Raw genomic sequence first — 14,440 nt, 5'->3', positions numbered from 1 at the left:
TCCGAGTATCCGGACAGGCCGGGGGTCAGGCGGGTGCGAACCGTGGAGATCGCTGTGACCGATGGGAGGGCATTCAGCAGGACCGCACCGGCACCGGCGGTCGCCCCGTGCACGACAGCCGATTTCATGCGCCCGTCAGCCCGCCTCGCACACCGCACCGGGCTTCCCATTCACTGCCCAGCATCTCCGCCAGTCCCAGCTGGGCCCGCCACCCCAGTTCGTCGCCGATCCTTGCGATGTCGGCGATCACACGGGGCGGATCCCCCGGCCGTCGGTCGCCGACGAGATGGCGGAACCGTTCGCCGGTCACCGCGCGGGCGGCATCGAGAATTTCGAATACCGAGTACCCGCGCCCGGTTCCGACGTTGTAGACCGAAGTACCCGGCTGCCCGCACTCGAGCCGTTCGGCCGCACTGACGTGTGCGTTCGCTACGTCGAGCACGTGCACGAAGTCGCGGACACAGGATCCGTCCGGCGTCGGGTAGTCGGCACCGAAGACCACCGGGGGGTGACCGGACGAAATCGCTTGCAGGACATTGGGTACCAACCCTGTCGCATTCCGGTCACCGAGCCCGGGACCGCCCGCCCCGGCGACGTTGAAATAGCGCAGAACGGTCGAGTTCAGGCGGTCGAATTCCGCGGCGGCGTCGGCGACGATCCACTCGCAGGCGAGTTTGCTGCGCCCGTACGGGTTGATCGGGCGCGGCGGTGCGTGTTCGCCTACCGATCCCTCACCGGTCTGCGAACCGTATACCGCTGCGCTCGAGGAGAATACGAGATGTTCGACGCCGGCGGCGTGCATCGCGGCGAGTAAGGTGCGCGTTCCGCCCGTGTTCTGCTCGTAGTACTCGAGCGGATGGGTCACCGAATCCACCGCGGACTTCCGGCCGGCGAGGTGGGCGACACCGGTGATCTCGTAGTCGCGCAGGGCGGCGGTTACGGCCGCGAAGTCGGTGATCGACGCCGCGACCGTCGCGACGTCGTTGGGGATCACGGCACGGCGGCCGGTCGAGAAGTCGTCGAGGACGACTACGGGCCGTCCGGCCGCGAGCAGAGCGCGCACCACATGCGATCCGATATACCCGCCGCCGCCGGTCACGAGCCAGGTCACCCGGTACTCCTCATGGTCAGGTCGGTGTCCGCCTCGATCCCGTGCGCGGCCGCGGCGCGGTCGCGACCGAGACATGTCACACCGACGGATATCGCCACCAACGCGACCGCGAAGGCGGCACCCGCGCGGCCACCCGGTACCTCGTCGCCGAGCACGATGATCCCGAGCACGACGGGAACGAGCGAGGACACGACGCTGGTGACCGGGAAGGTGAACACGGCGGCGCCCGCCTGCAGTCCGCGCTGGAGCAAGCTGATCGCGAGCAGCGAGCACACTGCCAGCACATACGGTGTCGGGGTGGCGAGCAGCCGCCAGGGGTTGTGGGCATCGAAGGTCAATCCGAACTGTCGTGTCGCGACCGTCGCGATGCCGTAGGCGATTCCCGCCGCGGCGCCGAAACCGAGCGCGGCGACCCATGCCCGGCCGGTTCTCGACCCGAGATCCCCGGCGACCGCTCCGGCTCCCGCGGCCACCGCGCCCACGACGGCGAACAGCACCATCTGTCCGTCCGAAGCCGGGGAACCGAGGGATGATTCGCCGGCGAACGCATACGCCATCAGGCCGGTGCCGAGCACCATCGCGACGATCCCGTACCGGCCCACGGCCGCCAGCCGCTCACCGAGCCCGCGCCGGGCCAGCACGACCAGGAACACCATATCCAGGGTCAGCAAGGGCGCGACCAGCGTCGCCGGCGCGATCGAGAACGCGTATGCCTCGGCCGCGAAACCGCCTATCTCACAACTCAATCCGAGCAGCCAGAGAGGCCGGACGGCGAGCCGGGCCAACAGCGCGAGCCCCAGGCCGCCGCCCGGGGCGGTCCGCCGCGCCGCCGCGGCCTGCACCACCGGCGCGCAACCGTACAGTGCCGCGGCCACGACCACCGCGGGCAATCCGTGGGTCAGCGACTGATTCACGGCGCGGGCGCCGCCCAACCGGCCGGCCCGACCCGTTCCAGCATGGCGCCGAACGCTTCCTCCCACGCCGTGGGCTCGACGGCGACCCGAGCCGACGATGGTTCCACCCGTTGCAGACACGCCGAAACGGAACGTCGGATCGCCTCCGGCTGCGCGGACGTGACCGCGGCGCCGCCGCGCACGAGCTCCTGGTGAAGGTTTTCTCGCCCGTGTCCGGGCACGACGTCGAGCAGCAGCAGGTCCCGGCCGATGACTCTCGCCTCCGCGCAGGTGTCGCCCGACGAGGTGACGACGAGATCGGCAGCGGCCATCAGCGTGGGGATCTCGTCGGTGAACCCGAACGGGACGACCCGGTCCGTCGCCGCGGCCAGCGATCGCAACCGGGATTCCAGTCCGGCATTGCGGCCCGCCACCGCCAGCACGTGGACGCCTGCGCGCGCGATCAGCTCGGCCGCCTCGACCAGCGGGCCGAGACCCCAGGCACCCGAGATGAGCAGTACGCACTTCGCGTCCGGAGGCACGCCCAGCGCCTCCCGCGCCGCGGCCTGCGTCGGCGCCCGGTAGAACTGCGGGCGCACCGGCGCGGGCACCACCGCGATCTCCGCGTCCGGGTCGAAGCGCCGGATGTAGCGGGCCGCCGGATCCGAGGTGACCAGGTACAGATCGGTGTGGGGGTGCACCCACAAGCGGTGGGGACAGGTGTCGGTGCAGAACACCGCGTTCACGACATCGGGATGGCGCTCCTTGATGCGGCTGGCAGCGGCGGCGCCGGTCGCGAACACCGACACCAGCAACTCGACCGGCCGGTCACGCAGCCGTTCGTCGAGGGCGGGCACGAGGTAACGGCAGGATGCCGCGTCGACGAACCGCGCCAGCCGGCCTCCGGAGCGCAGTTGCCCGAAGTGGAAGGCGTCGTAGAGGCCCGGCACGGCGAGCATGCCACGAAACACCACTTCCCCCAGCCCACCTCGGCGGTGCCCCATCAGGCGCATGCTGTCGACGGTGTCGGTCGTCCAGCCACGCCGGCGCAGCGACACCGCGCACGCCTCGGCCATCACGTCGTGTCCCATGCCGAGCGAGCCGGACAGCAGCAGCGCGGAGGGCGTCGCCACGGCTACCCGTTTCCGGGTGCGGCTGCCGTGTCGGGATGCTCCGCCAGATACCACTCGACGTAGCGGCGGACACCGTCCTGGAACGAGGTCGTGGGCCGCCATCCGACCAGTTTCCGCGCCAGTGCGTTCGACACATCGATGCCCCGGAAGTCGCCGGGCCGCGCCGGGACATGGTCGATCGTGGTACCGGGGAAACGCGCCTGGACCGCCTCCGCCATGTCGAGGACACTCACGCGCTCGTTTCCTTCGAGCGCTATCACCTGGTTCTCGGCAGCCTCGTCGAGCACCAGCGCATGCGCGTCGGCGAGATCCTCGACGAACACGTAGTTGCGGAACTGTTTGCCGTCCCCGGCGATGGTCAGGGGTTCACCCGCGAGGGCTTTGCGGACGAAGCGGGCCAGTACGAGTTCGTCTCGCATGCCAGGCCCGTACGGCACGCCGTAGCGCAGGATCGTGAACGGCACCTCGTAGGTCTCGGCGTAGCTGTGGATCAGCATTTCCGCCGCGATCTTCGTCGAGGTGTAGATGTGGCCGGCCTTGGCCAGCACCATCGGCGCTGCCTCCGTCAGCGGCTCGGTCCCGCCGGAGATGTCGCAGGCGGCGCCGTACACCCAGACCGTGCTCGCGAACACCATGCGGCGCAGGCCGTGGACACGCACCGCTTCCAGAACATGGGCGGTGCCGTCCACGTTCAACCGGACCGTCCGCAGCGGATCATGTTGCGCGACATCGACATTCGACATCCCAGCCAAATGGAAGATCACCTCGAGATCCGACGACGCGTCGAGTACGGCAGCCGGGTCGAGGACGTCCAGCCAGCGGAACCTCGCGCGCGGGTCCGGTCTCGACGGGGCCACCGTATCCAGGGCGTACACGGTGTGGCCGGACTCGGCGAGCCGGCGAACCACGTGGGCTCCGATGAAGCCGGAGCCGCCTGTCACTCCGATCCGCATAAGTGTTCAGCCTCCCGTCAACGTGTCTCGGACCTCGCGCAGCGCCGCCAGCACATGGTCGACCTCGGCATCAGTCATGTCCGAATGCAGCGGCAGGCAGATGTGGCGGGCACAGATGTCGTCGGCGACCTCGAGCCGGCGGCGGGCGAAGCGCTCGAACACCGGTTGCCGGTGCAGCGGCGCCTCGTACACCTCACCGCTCAGCGACACCTCGAACCGCTCCTTGACCGCCTTCTTGAACTGCGCCCGGTCGATGTCGTCGGTGGGCAGCACGATGTACTTGTAATAGTTGCTGCGCCCTTCCGAGCCGACGACGAGCCGCTCGAATCCGTCCATGGCGTCGATTGCCGCGTCGTAGCGCCGCGCCGCGGCGCGACGCACCCTCAGAAAGTCGGGAAGGTGACGCAGGTGGACCAGACCGACCGCGGCGTGGAGCTCGCTCATCCGCCAGGCATATCCCTCGCGGATGTGGACGTTCCCGAGAAAGCCGGCCTTCCCCTGATCCCGGTGGATCACCGCTTCGTCGCGGATACGCTCGTCCCCGGTCACGATCATGCCGCCCTCGCCACTGGTGAGCACCTTGGTCGGGTAGAACGAGAACGCGCCCGCCACGCCGAACGAACCGGCGAACCGGCCGCCGTAGTCGCAGCCGTGCGCATGCGCCGCGTCCTCGACGAGGGCGATTCCGCGTTCGTCACACAGCGCCCGCAGTGCCGCCGCGTCGGGCGAGACCAGTCCACCGATATGGACGAGCACGACGGCCGCGGTGTCGGGGCTCAGGGCGGCCGCCACGGTCTCGGGCGACAGTGCGAAGGTATCGCGGTCGACGTCGGCGAAGACCGGGTTGCCACCGGCGCGCAGCACCGAAAATCCCGTGGCCGCGAAAGTATTCGCCGGCACGACGACGTCTCGCCCGGCCACATCGATACTGCGAAGGATGATCTCCAGCGCGGCGGTTCCGCTGCTCACGGCGACGGCGTAGGGCGCACCGTGCGCAGCGGCGAAATCGGATTCGAACTCTCTCGTATTGGGCCCGAGGGTCAGTGCGCCGGTGCTCAGCGCCGTGGAGACGCGACGGGCGATTTCGTCTCGGTCATCGTCGGTGAACAGGATTCGCGCGGCCGGTATCTGCATGCGAGCCTTCCCTCGTCAGCGAAATATCCGTCGTCTGCACGGCCGGACTCCGGCCGCGGCACCACACATATCGACCAATCAGTACGCCATCCTACATGGACAGCGCCTCTACCTGCGATTATTCGAACGGTTCCGGCCGCCGCCGCGCGGGTCGCCGGAGCGACTTCGCGAATCGACCCACCTGTGCCGGACGTCATCGACGGCGATCGTGCGCGTGATGCCCGCCCGCGCGGCGGCAGATCAGGCCCTGCAGTTGGATGGCCAGCAATTCACGGACCGCGCTGGCGGTCTCGACGGGGAACGTCGGCTGCTTCGACCATGCCGATACCGCGGTGACGACGGCATGGAATCCCGCGACCAGATATGCCTGGTCACGGACTCGCAGCTCGACGCCGAGGGCGGCGGTGAGGATGCGAGCCAGCTCGGCCTGGTTGTGACGCCCCTGCTCGCGGCACCGCTCGCGCGCCGCCTGCGGCATCGGATACTGCAACAATTCCCCCGAGGCGGCGATGAGCCGCGTGAGGATGGGACGCTCGGCGAGTTCGCCGGCGACGGTCGCCGCCACCTGATCGACGTCGAGCGGTCCCCGATGCTCTCGCACTGTCGTTTCCAGATGCGGGGTCCACGTGCGGTACTCCATGTCCATGAGGTCGAGCAGCAACGCTTCGCGAGAACCGAAGTAGCGCAACACATTCGAGCTCGCCAAGTTCGCCTCGCGCGAGATCGCCCCCAACGACAGCGATGTCACGTCGACAGTTGCCAGCAACGCTCGCGTGGCCGCCAAGACGGCCTGCACCCGCTCGGCACGCTGCGCAGCGGTACGCGCCCGCTGAAAGCTCTCACCCGTCATCGCACCTCTTCTACCCGTACCGAGCGATCCGAATGCGCCAATAATAGAACATCCTTCTGTTATATTTCGGTCGGCTTACACCGAGAGGAGCCGGCATGTTCGGCCGCACGTTCACCTACCAGCTGGACCGCCGCGGGCCCGCCGCGCCCGAGGCGATGTTCGACCTGATCCGCGATGCCGAGGGCTGGCCCCGATGGGCCGGCCCGCTGATCACCTACGCGACCTGGCGCGACGGAACAACCGGCGTCGGCGACGACATCGTCGGGCGGGTGCGACTGATGGGCACACCGCGTTTCCAGACCCCCGAACAGATCACCGTCGACGATCGCCCCCGCGTCCACGCCTACCGAATACTCACCCGCTGGCCGGTCCGCGACTACCACGCCCGGGTCGAGTTCACCGCCCACGACGACGGCACCACGACCGTGCGATGGTCGGGCGGGTTCATCGAACGCATTCCCGGCACCGGATGGCTGTGGAAGCGGTTCCTGCTCCGATTCCTCGGAGATCTGGCTGAGAACCTCCTCACCGCGGCAGCCGAACCCCTCCCTCGGTGAACAGCGCGACCCACGCCCGGGCCCCGGCCGGAGCGCCGAGATCAGCCATGATCCGACGATTCCGGAGCAAGGAGTGATTCGTATTCTGCGCGAAGGGAATTGAACTTCGGCCAGAACACATCGGGGGCTCCCATTCGAGCACCTCACCGTGCCTGCGATCGGCCACCTCGGTGGGATCGCCCTCACCGGTGAGTTGAACTATCCGGAAGATGTGTTCGACCCGGCCGCCGGTGGCCTGTTCGAGCAGTCCGCCGGCCAGCCAGGTCGCACGCTTGTCGACGTCGGTCAGGTAGGCCCACACCCGGTCGATCGGTCCGGGCAATAATCGTTCGATCCGAACCGTGCCCGGCTCGCCCCAGGAGCGCTCGTAGAAGTTCACCCATTCGGCGCACTCTCGCAGCGGACGCGGATCGAGCCGGCACAGATGTGTGCGCCCGCGCACGCTGCGCCGCACCAGCCCGGCCCGCTCGAGCACCTTGATGTGCTTGGACGCGGCCGCGAGCGAGATGTCGAACGGAGCGGCGAGCTCACCCACGCTGCACTGGCGCCGCGCCAGGGTGCGCAGCATCGAGCGGCGCGTGGAGTCCGACAGCGCATGGAAGACCATGTCGAGCTCTTCAGGGAGAACCCATGACCGAGCAGAATTTCCCGACGACCTTCGCCGTCGACCGGACCCCCGAAACCCTCTTCGACGCCGTGCTGGACGTGCGCGGCTGGTGGTCGAAAACGCTCACGGGACACAGCGAAAAGCCCGGAGACGTCTTCACGTACGAGGTCCCGGGCGTCCATCGCGCCACCATCGAGGTCACCGAGGTCGTCCCCCACGAACGCGTCGTCTGGCGCGTCCTCAACGCCCGGCTCACCCTCGTCGGCGACCAGACCGAGTGGAACGGCACCGAAATCCGTTTCGAGATCACCCCCGGCGCCGATACCACCGAACTCCACTTCACCCATGTCGGCCTGACCCCCGCGTTCGAATGCTTCGACGCCTGCCGCAAGGGCTGGTCAATCTACATCGACAAAAGCCTGCGCGACCTGATCGCCACCGGCACCGGCCAACCCGACGAGGATCCCCAAGCCCGGGGCCCTGGCGAACGACGATGTGGCAGCGACACCACACTGACGATGCCGTTCCGGTGCGACGTGGCTCGTCGATTCACAGCCGAGCGCGCTCGGCGAGGGTCAGCACTGCCGGGCTCTGGCCGGGGCGGCGCCATCGACGCACCACGCCGCCGTCAACGCGTCTGCCAGCCTCCGCTTGAGCCAGCGCTCCTCCGAGTTGTCGGATCGCCGGGCCCGCAGCCCTTCGGCGAGCAACTCGAGGAACCGCCGCCGTTCGACACCGAAGGTCACGAGCAGATCCCCCGAACCCGCACCGCCGAACGGCGCCCACCGGACCGCGAATTCGACCATCGACTGCGTTTCCGCACCGATCGACCTGCCGGACACGAGAAACTCCAGCTGACTCAGCGCCGAGCGAACCCAGAAGGAATCGTAAACGACCTTCGGCGGCGAATTCGGCTCGTCCGTCGCCCGCGGTCGCGGCGAGTGTGCCCCTCGTGCACCGCGGATCGCGCCGGAACGACTTCTCTGTCGCTGCTGTGGATTCATGCTGGCCCCGAGCAATAGTGTGCGATCTGTCCCCCACAGCCTGCTTCGGCAGCGCACGATCAGCGACGGGAGATCTACCTATGCTCGTACCTATTTTTCGACAGCCGGGTACCGGAGACTTATCCGGTTGATTCCACAACTGAGCATTCATCGCGTCCGCATAGTGCGCGAACCGCGATATCTCTCCGGGTCGGCGCCCTCAGGTCTGGTCGAGCACGCTCGTGGGGACGCCGTAGGGCAGGAATCGCACCTTACGGCGTTCGTCGGTGTTGTCGCGGTGCGCGCGCAAGGCCTCGAGTTCGGTCGGGAAGACCTGCTCGACCCGGGCCTCGCCGGCGTCGTCGACGCTGTAGACGGCCCACACCCCGCTACCGGTCTCCCCGGTCGTCGCGTCGTCCGGTTCCGGCGATCGTGTCCGCTCCGGCTGCACGAACTGCCCGAACAGCGACGTCAGCGAATTCGCGGTGGTGCGGTCGAGGTATCCGGCGGCCTTTCCGAGCAGGTCGCGAACCTCGATTTCGGCCTCGCGCAGGGCGCGCTCGAATTCTTCCGGATCGATCCCGAAAGGCCCGTTTGTTGCCATCTCGATCCTCCCGAGGACGAAGTCGGCGCTGTGTCTCCAGTATGCCGCGCGGAGGGAACGAGAGGGTTGATCGGTATTCGCCCTGCGGGTGGTCGGCGGGGTAGCCCGGCACCGACATCCGTGAGGCGGCCGCGCGAGTTCACCGCCGCCGGTGGCTCCGACTCGGTCGGCGTGCGTTCGGCCGGTCTCGTGCGTATTTTCCAGACGAATCCGCCACGGCGGTATTACGTTCTTCTGCAATGAAGTTCGCTTGCGGTAGCCGAACGGGGGCACGGGTGGCATGGTCTCGGAGGTTCGACCGGCGCACACTCCTGCGCGGTGCGGCGGCGGCCGGGGCGGCAGCGGCCGCCTCCTCGATGACCGGCTGCGGTGACCACGACGACGATGCGCTCACCTTCTTTTTCCAGGCCAAACCCGATGAGGCGAAGGTCCGGCTGACGATCATCGACGAGTTCCGCAAACTGCATCCGGACATCAAAATCCGGACTCAGATGTCCGGCCCCGATCCGCAGACCCAGATCCTCACCTACTGCGCGGGCGGCAAGTGTCCGGACGTGCTGATGTCGTGGGACCTGTCCTATTCCTTCCTCGCCGAACGCGGCATCTTCGAAAACCTCGACACGATTCTCGACAAGGACCCGGCGTACGCGGCCGAACTGAAGAAGGACAGCTCGACGGCGCTGTACAACACCTTCCGCTACAAGAACGCTCAGCACGCACTGCCCGAGCAGTGGGCCGGGATCTTCCTGTACTACAACAAGAAACTCTTCGCCGACGCCAAGCTCCCACCGCCGCCCGCACGCTGGGAGGACGCCTGGACTTTCGATGAATTCCTCGACGCCGCACAGGCGCTGACCAAACGCGACAGCTCCGGCGACGTCACCCAATGGGGATTCGTGGATCCCTGGACCGTCTACTACTCCGCCAGTTGTTTCGGCATGAACAACGGCGTGGAATGGTTCACCCCATCCATCGACCCGACCCGCACCAATATCGACCACGACGCCTTCATCGAGGGCGTCCAGTTCTACACCGACCTGTCCACCCGGCACCGGGTCATGCCGAAAATCGAATTCCAGCAATCACTTTCGTCGTCGGATATGTTCGCCCAGGGCAAGGCCGCGATGGCATTGTCCGGGCATTGGATGTACAGCGCCTACACCGGTCGGCAAGACCTCGACTTCGACGTCACAGTGCTGCCTGTCGGCCCGCGCGGTACCGCGGCTCGCTCCGATATCGGCACCACCGGCCTGTCCATCGCGGCCGACAGCCCGCGCAAGGAACAGGCCTGGGAATTCGTCAAATTCGCCACCGGGCCCGTCGGTCAGGCGGTCATCGCGAAGTCGGGACTGTTCGTCCCCGCGTTGAAATCGGCCCTCGCCTCCGACGGGTTCGCACAGGCGCACGAAAGAGTGCACAACCTCGAGGTGTTCCACGGCGGCGATCACGCCAACAACCTGCCGGTCACGCCCGCGTGGCCCCGCGTCGACGCGGTCATCGAACAGGGATACGACCACGTATTCCGCGGCGCCGCCTCCGCGGAATGGTTCAAGCACGGCCTCGCCGGACAGATCAACGATCTCTTGGAGGCGCAGTGAGCGACAATCGCGCAGCGGCTCGCTGTGCCGACCGGGTGCGGGTGTCCCGCATATCACCGGGCACAGTGAGCGACAATCGCGCAGCGGCTCGCTGTGTCGACCGGGTGCCGCTATGACGACACTCGGCAGACCACGACGTTCCGCGCTGCGCCGGCGTAAGGCTGCCGCCGGCCGAATGTTCATCGCGCCCAACCTGATCGCGGTGGCGGTGTTCATGGCGTTCCCGTTGGTGTTCACGCTGTATTTGAGCCTGCACCGATGGGATCTGTTCAGTTCGCCGACGTTCATCGGCTTCAACAATTTCCGCCGGCTCTTCGCGCACGACCCGCTGTTCTGGGTGGCCCTGCGCAATACGGTGATCTTCACCGCCGGCACGCTGATCCCGACGATCGTCATCGGTCTCGTCGTCGCGGCGGCCTTGAACCGGAAACTGAAGGGTATCGGCATCTTTCGCAGCATCATGTTCATGCCGCTGGTTGCCTCGACCGTGGCGATGGCGGTGGTGTGGCGGCTCACCTTCAGCACCGATTACGGCGTGCTCAACACGGCCCTCGGCTGGATCGGCATCGGACCGGTCCCGTGGCTCACCGACCCCCGTTGGTCGATGTTCTCGCTGTGCCTGGTCAGTGTGTGGAAAAGCGTCCCCTTCGCCACCATCGTCCTGCTCGCCGCCATGCAGGGCATCCCGGCCGACGTCTACGAGGCCGCCCGCATCGACGGCGCCGCAGCGCTGCGCAGGTTCGGCTCGATCACCGTGCCGCTGATCCGGCCCGCGCTGGTGTTCTCCTTCGTCATCACGTTCATCAACTCGTTCCAGGTGTTCGATCAGGCCTACGTCCTCACGGGCGGCAAGGGCGGTCCCGAAACCGGCACCTACGTGCTCGGAATCATGCTGTACCAGAACGCCTTCTCCTTCGACGACATCGGTTATGCCTGCGCACTCGCCTGGGTGATCTTCGCGATCCTGCTGGTGCTGACGCTGCTGCAATTGCGACTCACCCGCGGCAATGCCTACGAGAGCGAGGCCTAGGTGGCGACAGCGACCGCGAATCGTGCCGTTGTCCGCCGTACCGGGCGCGGCATGCTGCTGTACCTGGCGCTCGTCGTGATGGCGTGGTGCGCACTGTTCCCGCTGCTGTGGGCATTGTCGAGTTCGCTGAAGAAACAGGGCAACATCTCCGACACCAGCATCGTCCCGGCCCACCCTGCATGGGCGAACTACCGCGACATCTTCGACCTGATGCCGTTCGGCCGGATCTTCTTCAACACCGTCCTCTACGCGGGCTGCGTGACGGCGGGCCAGGTGTTCTTCTGTTCGCTGGCCGGATATGCCTTCGCTCGCTTGCCGTTCAAGGGTCGCGACGTCCTGTTCGTCGCCTACCTCGCCACCCTCATGGTGCCGACGACCGTCACGGTCATCCCCCAGTTCATCCTCATGCGCACCTTCGGCTGGGTGGACAGTCCCTTGGCCATGATCGTGCCGGGTCTGTTCGGCAGTGCGTTCGGCACCTACCTGATGCGCCAGTTCTTCATCACTCTGCCGGCCGAATTGGAGGAGGCGGCCATCCTCGACGGTTGCTCGGTCTGGCAGACCTACTGGCGGGTGCTGCTGCCACACGCCCGACCGGCGGTGATGGTGCTCGCGGTACTCACCTGGGTGACGGTCTGGAACGATTTCCTGTGGCCCTTGGTGATGATCCAGCGCGACGAGATCTCCACGCTGACACTAGGTTTGGTGCGTCTGCAGGGCCAGTACGAAACCAACTGGCCGATCCTCATGGCGACCTCCATCCTGATGGTGGCGCCGATGCTGGTGATCTACGCGTTCGCGCAGAAGTCGTTCGTTCGCGGGATCGCGATGTCCGGGATGGGTGGTCGGTGAGGCGGGGTCGGCTGCCGGAATCACTGGTTCCATGCCCCGCGCTGAGCGCGTTCCCGGGCGACCGGTTAATTCGCGGGACCGTCGCCGTCTGCACTGTGGACCGACGAATGTGCTGTGGCAGTGCCCTGGCCTGTGCAGCTACGTCATCGACGTGCCCGGCTGGGCTCGAATGGAGGTTTCCGGTGTCGGATGTCATTTCTCGCGACGCCCTCTGGGCCATGGCCCATGTCGAACGTGCGGCTCTGGCGGACGATCTCGCCGAGCTCGACGATCACCAGTGGGCCCGGCAATCGCTGTGCGGTCGCTGGACGGTCGAGGAGGTCGTCGCACACCTGACCGCGGCCGCGAGCACCGGGCGGTTGCGCTGGCTGGTCAGTGTCGTCGGGGCCCGCTTCGACTTCGACGAACACAACACTCGGCGGCTGGCCGAGCATCGCGGCAGCACCACAGCCGAGACTTTGGAGCGGTTCCGGAGAATCGTCACCAGCACCACTGCCGCATCCGGACACACCGCGGCATGGCTCGGGGAGGTGATCGTCCACGCTCAGGACATCCGACGTCCGCTGGGGATACTGCGCGAACCATCCGTCGAGGCCGCCGCCGAAGTCGCGAAGTTCTACGCGAGCCGCAACTTCGCGGTTCCCAGCCGGAGCATGGTCGAGGGGCTCCGCCTCGAAGCGACCGACGGCCCGTTCACCGCCGGAACCGGTCCTCTGGTCACCGGAACGACGATCGCGTTGACCATGGCCATGGCCGGTCGCACCGCGTACCTCGATGATCTGACCGGGCCTGGCGTGCCGGCCCTGCGCGAACGGGCGGTGCCGTGAGCGCGGTGCCGTCGCGGCCTTCAGCGATGAGGGATGGTCACCGATCGACCGTTGTGGCAGCCTTGAACGTATCCATCCGCCCGGATGCGAAGGACACATCATGTTCACGAATATCATCGAGCCACTCCAGCAACTCGCCGAACAGAATCGCGATGTCATCGGATTCGTGGTCATCAATACGGGCAATGCCATACTCGGCGTCGTACGGTGGGGGCTCGACGCCGCCACTCCGCTGTTACAGCAGTTCTTCTCCGAATATCCGCCCGGCGGAAACTACTGACGAACACTCCGGGTCTTCCCTTCGGATAAGTACGGGCCCGCGGGTTTCCTTGACGTAGCGGGCGGGCGGCGCCATGGGTCGGTGGAGCCGGTATGACCCGCAAACCGACGAAGAGCTCCAAAGTTCGACCATCCGCGCTTTCCTCGTGCGAAATTGGCGATGTCCTCGGTCCGAGATCCAGATCACGCCTTCGATGGCATCATCCAACTGCTCGGCGGAACTGCGCGGGCCAGAGAAGTCTGGATATAGCATCACATAGCATCCGTTGCTATAGTAAAGCCATGACCAGGACCATTACCCAAGCCGAACTGCGCAACGGTAGTGCCGGGATCATGGACGCATTGGAGGCCGGGGACGATTTCGTCATCACCCGCAACGGCCGGCCCGTGGGCGAACTCCGGCCTGTCACCACACACCGGACCGTCACAGCGGCCGTGGCCAAGCAACGATTCGCTCGATTCGCCGCCTACGCCGACAGCGCAACGGAACGAGCGCAAGTAGACGCCGAATTCGGCGAAGACCGGCTCGATGACTGAGCCGGACGACAGCTTTCGCCATCAGGCCGGACTGCTGGATACCTGCGTGTGCATCGACCTGCCGCTGATCGATGAGGCCGCACTACCCATCGAGCTTCGAATCAGCACAGTCACACTCGCCGAACTCGGACTGGGCACAGCCATGGCGGCGACCGCGGAGGAGTTGGCGATTCGCACCGAACGCCTGCTGGAATTCGAGCACATTTTCGACGCACTGCCGTTCTGCTCCACCGCCGCCCGGCGGTTCACGTCCATGTCGAAACTGGTTGTCGCAGCGAGACGCAACCCGAAGCCACGCCGAATGGACCTGATGATCGCGGCTATCGCTTCGGCGAACGATCTCCCCCTGTTCACCCGCAACCCGGACGATTTCAAGGGGCTCGAGGCATTGCTGACCGTGGTCGCCGTCTGAAAAGCGGCTGTGTGGGCATCAGCGGTTCGACCGACGGCCGAATTCGTCCGGATGATGGCCGCATGTGAGTGCGCACCGCA

17 protein-coding genes are annotated in these 14,440 nt (G+C 66.7%); 9 read left to right on the top strand and 8 right to left on the bottom strand.

Going from position 1 to position 14,440, the window contains the following annotated elements; translation table 11 throughout:
• Window positions 1-124: 124 nt before the first annotated feature.
• The 6 genes from galE to IRT45_RS28670 all read right to left on the bottom strand — a co-directional run bounded on the left by galE (window position 125) and on the right by IRT45_RS28670 (window position 6,074).
• A complete protein-coding gene (gene galE, locus IRT45_RS28695; RefSeq protein WP_194808961.1) occupies window positions 125-1,111 on the bottom strand; it encodes a UDP-glucose 4-epimerase GalE in 987 nt (328 codons plus the stop codon).
• Window positions 1,108-2,025 (bottom strand): DMT family transporter, encoded by a 918-nt coding sequence (locus tag IRT45_RS28690; RefSeq protein ID WP_194808960.1) that lies wholly within the window; start codon window positions 2,023-2,025, stop codon window positions 1,108-1,110. Before IRT45_RS28690 ends, galE begins: the two co-directional genes overlap by 4 nt.
• Complete coding sequence (locus IRT45_RS28685) at window positions 2,022-3,137, bottom strand: hypothetical protein (RefSeq protein WP_309241191.1); 1,116 nt, start codon at window positions 3,135-3,137, stop codon at window positions 2,022-2,024. Before IRT45_RS28685 ends, IRT45_RS28690 begins: the two co-directional genes overlap by 4 nt.
• A 2-nt stretch (window positions 3,138-3,139) precedes the next feature.
• On the bottom strand, window positions 3,140-4,078 hold the full coding sequence (locus IRT45_RS28680; RefSeq protein ID WP_309241190.1) for an NAD-dependent epimerase/dehydratase family protein: 939 nt from the start codon (window positions 4,076-4,078) through the stop codon (window positions 3,140-3,142).
• A gap of 18 nt (window positions 4,079-4,096) precedes the next feature.
• Window positions 4,097-5,224, bottom strand: coding sequence for a DegT/DnrJ/EryC1/StrS aminotransferase family protein (locus IRT45_RS28675; protein ID WP_194808957.1), 1,128 nt, complete (start codon window positions 5,222-5,224; stop codon window positions 4,097-4,099).
• Window positions 5,225-5,417: 193 nt separating this feature from the next.
• Window positions 5,418-6,074 (bottom strand): TetR/AcrR family transcriptional regulator, encoded by a 657-nt coding sequence (locus IRT45_RS28670; protein WP_194808956.1) that lies wholly within the window; start codon window positions 6,072-6,074, stop codon window positions 5,418-5,420.
• Between the two features lie 95 nt (window positions 6,075-6,169).
• Between IRT45_RS28670 and IRT45_RS28665 the strand changes: the two genes are divergently transcribed.
• Entirely contained in the window at window positions 6,170-6,631 is a 462-nt protein-coding gene (locus tag IRT45_RS28665; RefSeq protein ID WP_194808955.1) for an SRPBCC family protein, read from the top strand.
• Here the strand turns inward: IRT45_RS28665 and IRT45_RS28660 are convergent.
• A complete protein-coding gene (locus IRT45_RS28660; RefSeq protein WP_194808954.1) occupies window positions 6,600-7,238 on the bottom strand; it encodes a metalloregulator ArsR/SmtB family transcription factor in 639 nt (212 codons plus the stop codon). The two genes, IRT45_RS28665 and IRT45_RS28660, sit on opposite strands and share 32 nt — an antisense overlap.
• A 23-nt stretch (window positions 7,239-7,261) precedes the next feature.
• On the opposite strand from IRT45_RS28660, the gene IRT45_RS28655 reads away from it, so the two are divergent.
• Window positions 7,262-8,260, top strand: a complete 999-nt coding sequence (locus tag IRT45_RS28655; RefSeq protein ID WP_194808953.1) for an SRPBCC domain-containing protein — start codon at window positions 7,262-7,264, stop codon at window positions 8,258-8,260.
• A 181-nt stretch (window positions 8,261-8,441) separates the two neighbouring features.
• Here the strand turns inward: IRT45_RS28655 and IRT45_RS28650 are convergent, their stop codons facing one another.
• Entirely contained in the window at window positions 8,442-8,825 is a 384-nt protein-coding gene (locus IRT45_RS28650; RefSeq protein WP_194808952.1) for a hypothetical protein, read from the bottom strand.
• 239 nt (window positions 8,826-9,064) lie between these two features.
• Here IRT45_RS28650 and IRT45_RS28645 point away from each other — a divergent pair, with 239 nt between their 5' ends.
• The 7 genes from IRT45_RS28645 (at window position 9,065) to IRT45_RS28615 (ending at window position 14,360) form a co-directional block, all read left to right on the top strand.
• Window positions 9,065-10,423, top strand: a complete 1,359-nt coding sequence (locus IRT45_RS28645; RefSeq protein WP_194808951.1) for a sugar ABC transporter substrate-binding protein — start codon at window positions 9,065-9,067, stop codon at window positions 10,421-10,423.
• Between the two features lie 112 nt (window positions 10,424-10,535).
• On the top strand, window positions 10,536-11,453 hold the full coding sequence (locus tag IRT45_RS28640; protein ID WP_194808950.1) for a carbohydrate ABC transporter permease: 918 nt from the start codon (window positions 10,536-10,538) through the stop codon (window positions 11,451-11,453).
• Between the two features lie 51 nt (window positions 11,454-11,504).
• On the top strand, window positions 11,505-12,305 hold the full coding sequence (locus IRT45_RS28635) for a carbohydrate ABC transporter permease (RefSeq protein ID WP_194808965.1): 801 nt from the start codon (window positions 11,505-11,507) through the stop codon (window positions 12,303-12,305).
• Window positions 12,306-12,523: 218 nt separating this feature from the next.
• Window positions 12,524-13,132: a maleylpyruvate isomerase family mycothiol-dependent enzyme gene (locus tag IRT45_RS28630; protein ID WP_228535369.1), complete on the top strand. Its 609-nt coding sequence runs from the start codon at window positions 12,524-12,526 to the stop codon at window positions 13,130-13,132.
• A gap of 100 nt (window positions 13,133-13,232) precedes the next feature.
• Entirely contained in the window at window positions 13,233-13,412 is a 180-nt protein-coding gene (locus IRT45_RS28625; RefSeq protein ID WP_063002072.1) for a hypothetical protein, read from the top strand.
• 281 nt (window positions 13,413-13,693) lie between these two features.
• Window positions 13,694-13,948, top strand: a complete 255-nt coding sequence (locus IRT45_RS28620; RefSeq protein ID WP_194808948.1) for a type II toxin-antitoxin system Phd/YefM family antitoxin — start codon at window positions 13,694-13,696, stop codon at window positions 13,946-13,948.
• Window positions 13,941-14,360 (top strand): type II toxin-antitoxin system VapC family toxin, encoded by a 420-nt coding sequence (locus tag IRT45_RS28615; protein ID WP_194808947.1) that lies wholly within the window; start codon window positions 13,941-13,943, stop codon window positions 14,358-14,360. The genes IRT45_RS28620 and IRT45_RS28615 overlap by 8 nt, the downstream gene beginning before the upstream one ends.
• Window positions 14,361-14,440: the final 80 nt, after the last annotated feature.

Origin of the sequence: Nocardia sp. BSTN01, from assembly GCF_015354405.1 — a bacterium.
Lineage (GTDB): Bacteria > Actinomycetota > Actinomycetes > Mycobacteriales > Mycobacteriaceae > Nocardia.
Note: the sequence above shows the minus strand (reverse complement) of the source record. Positions and strands in the feature narration are given on the sequence as shown.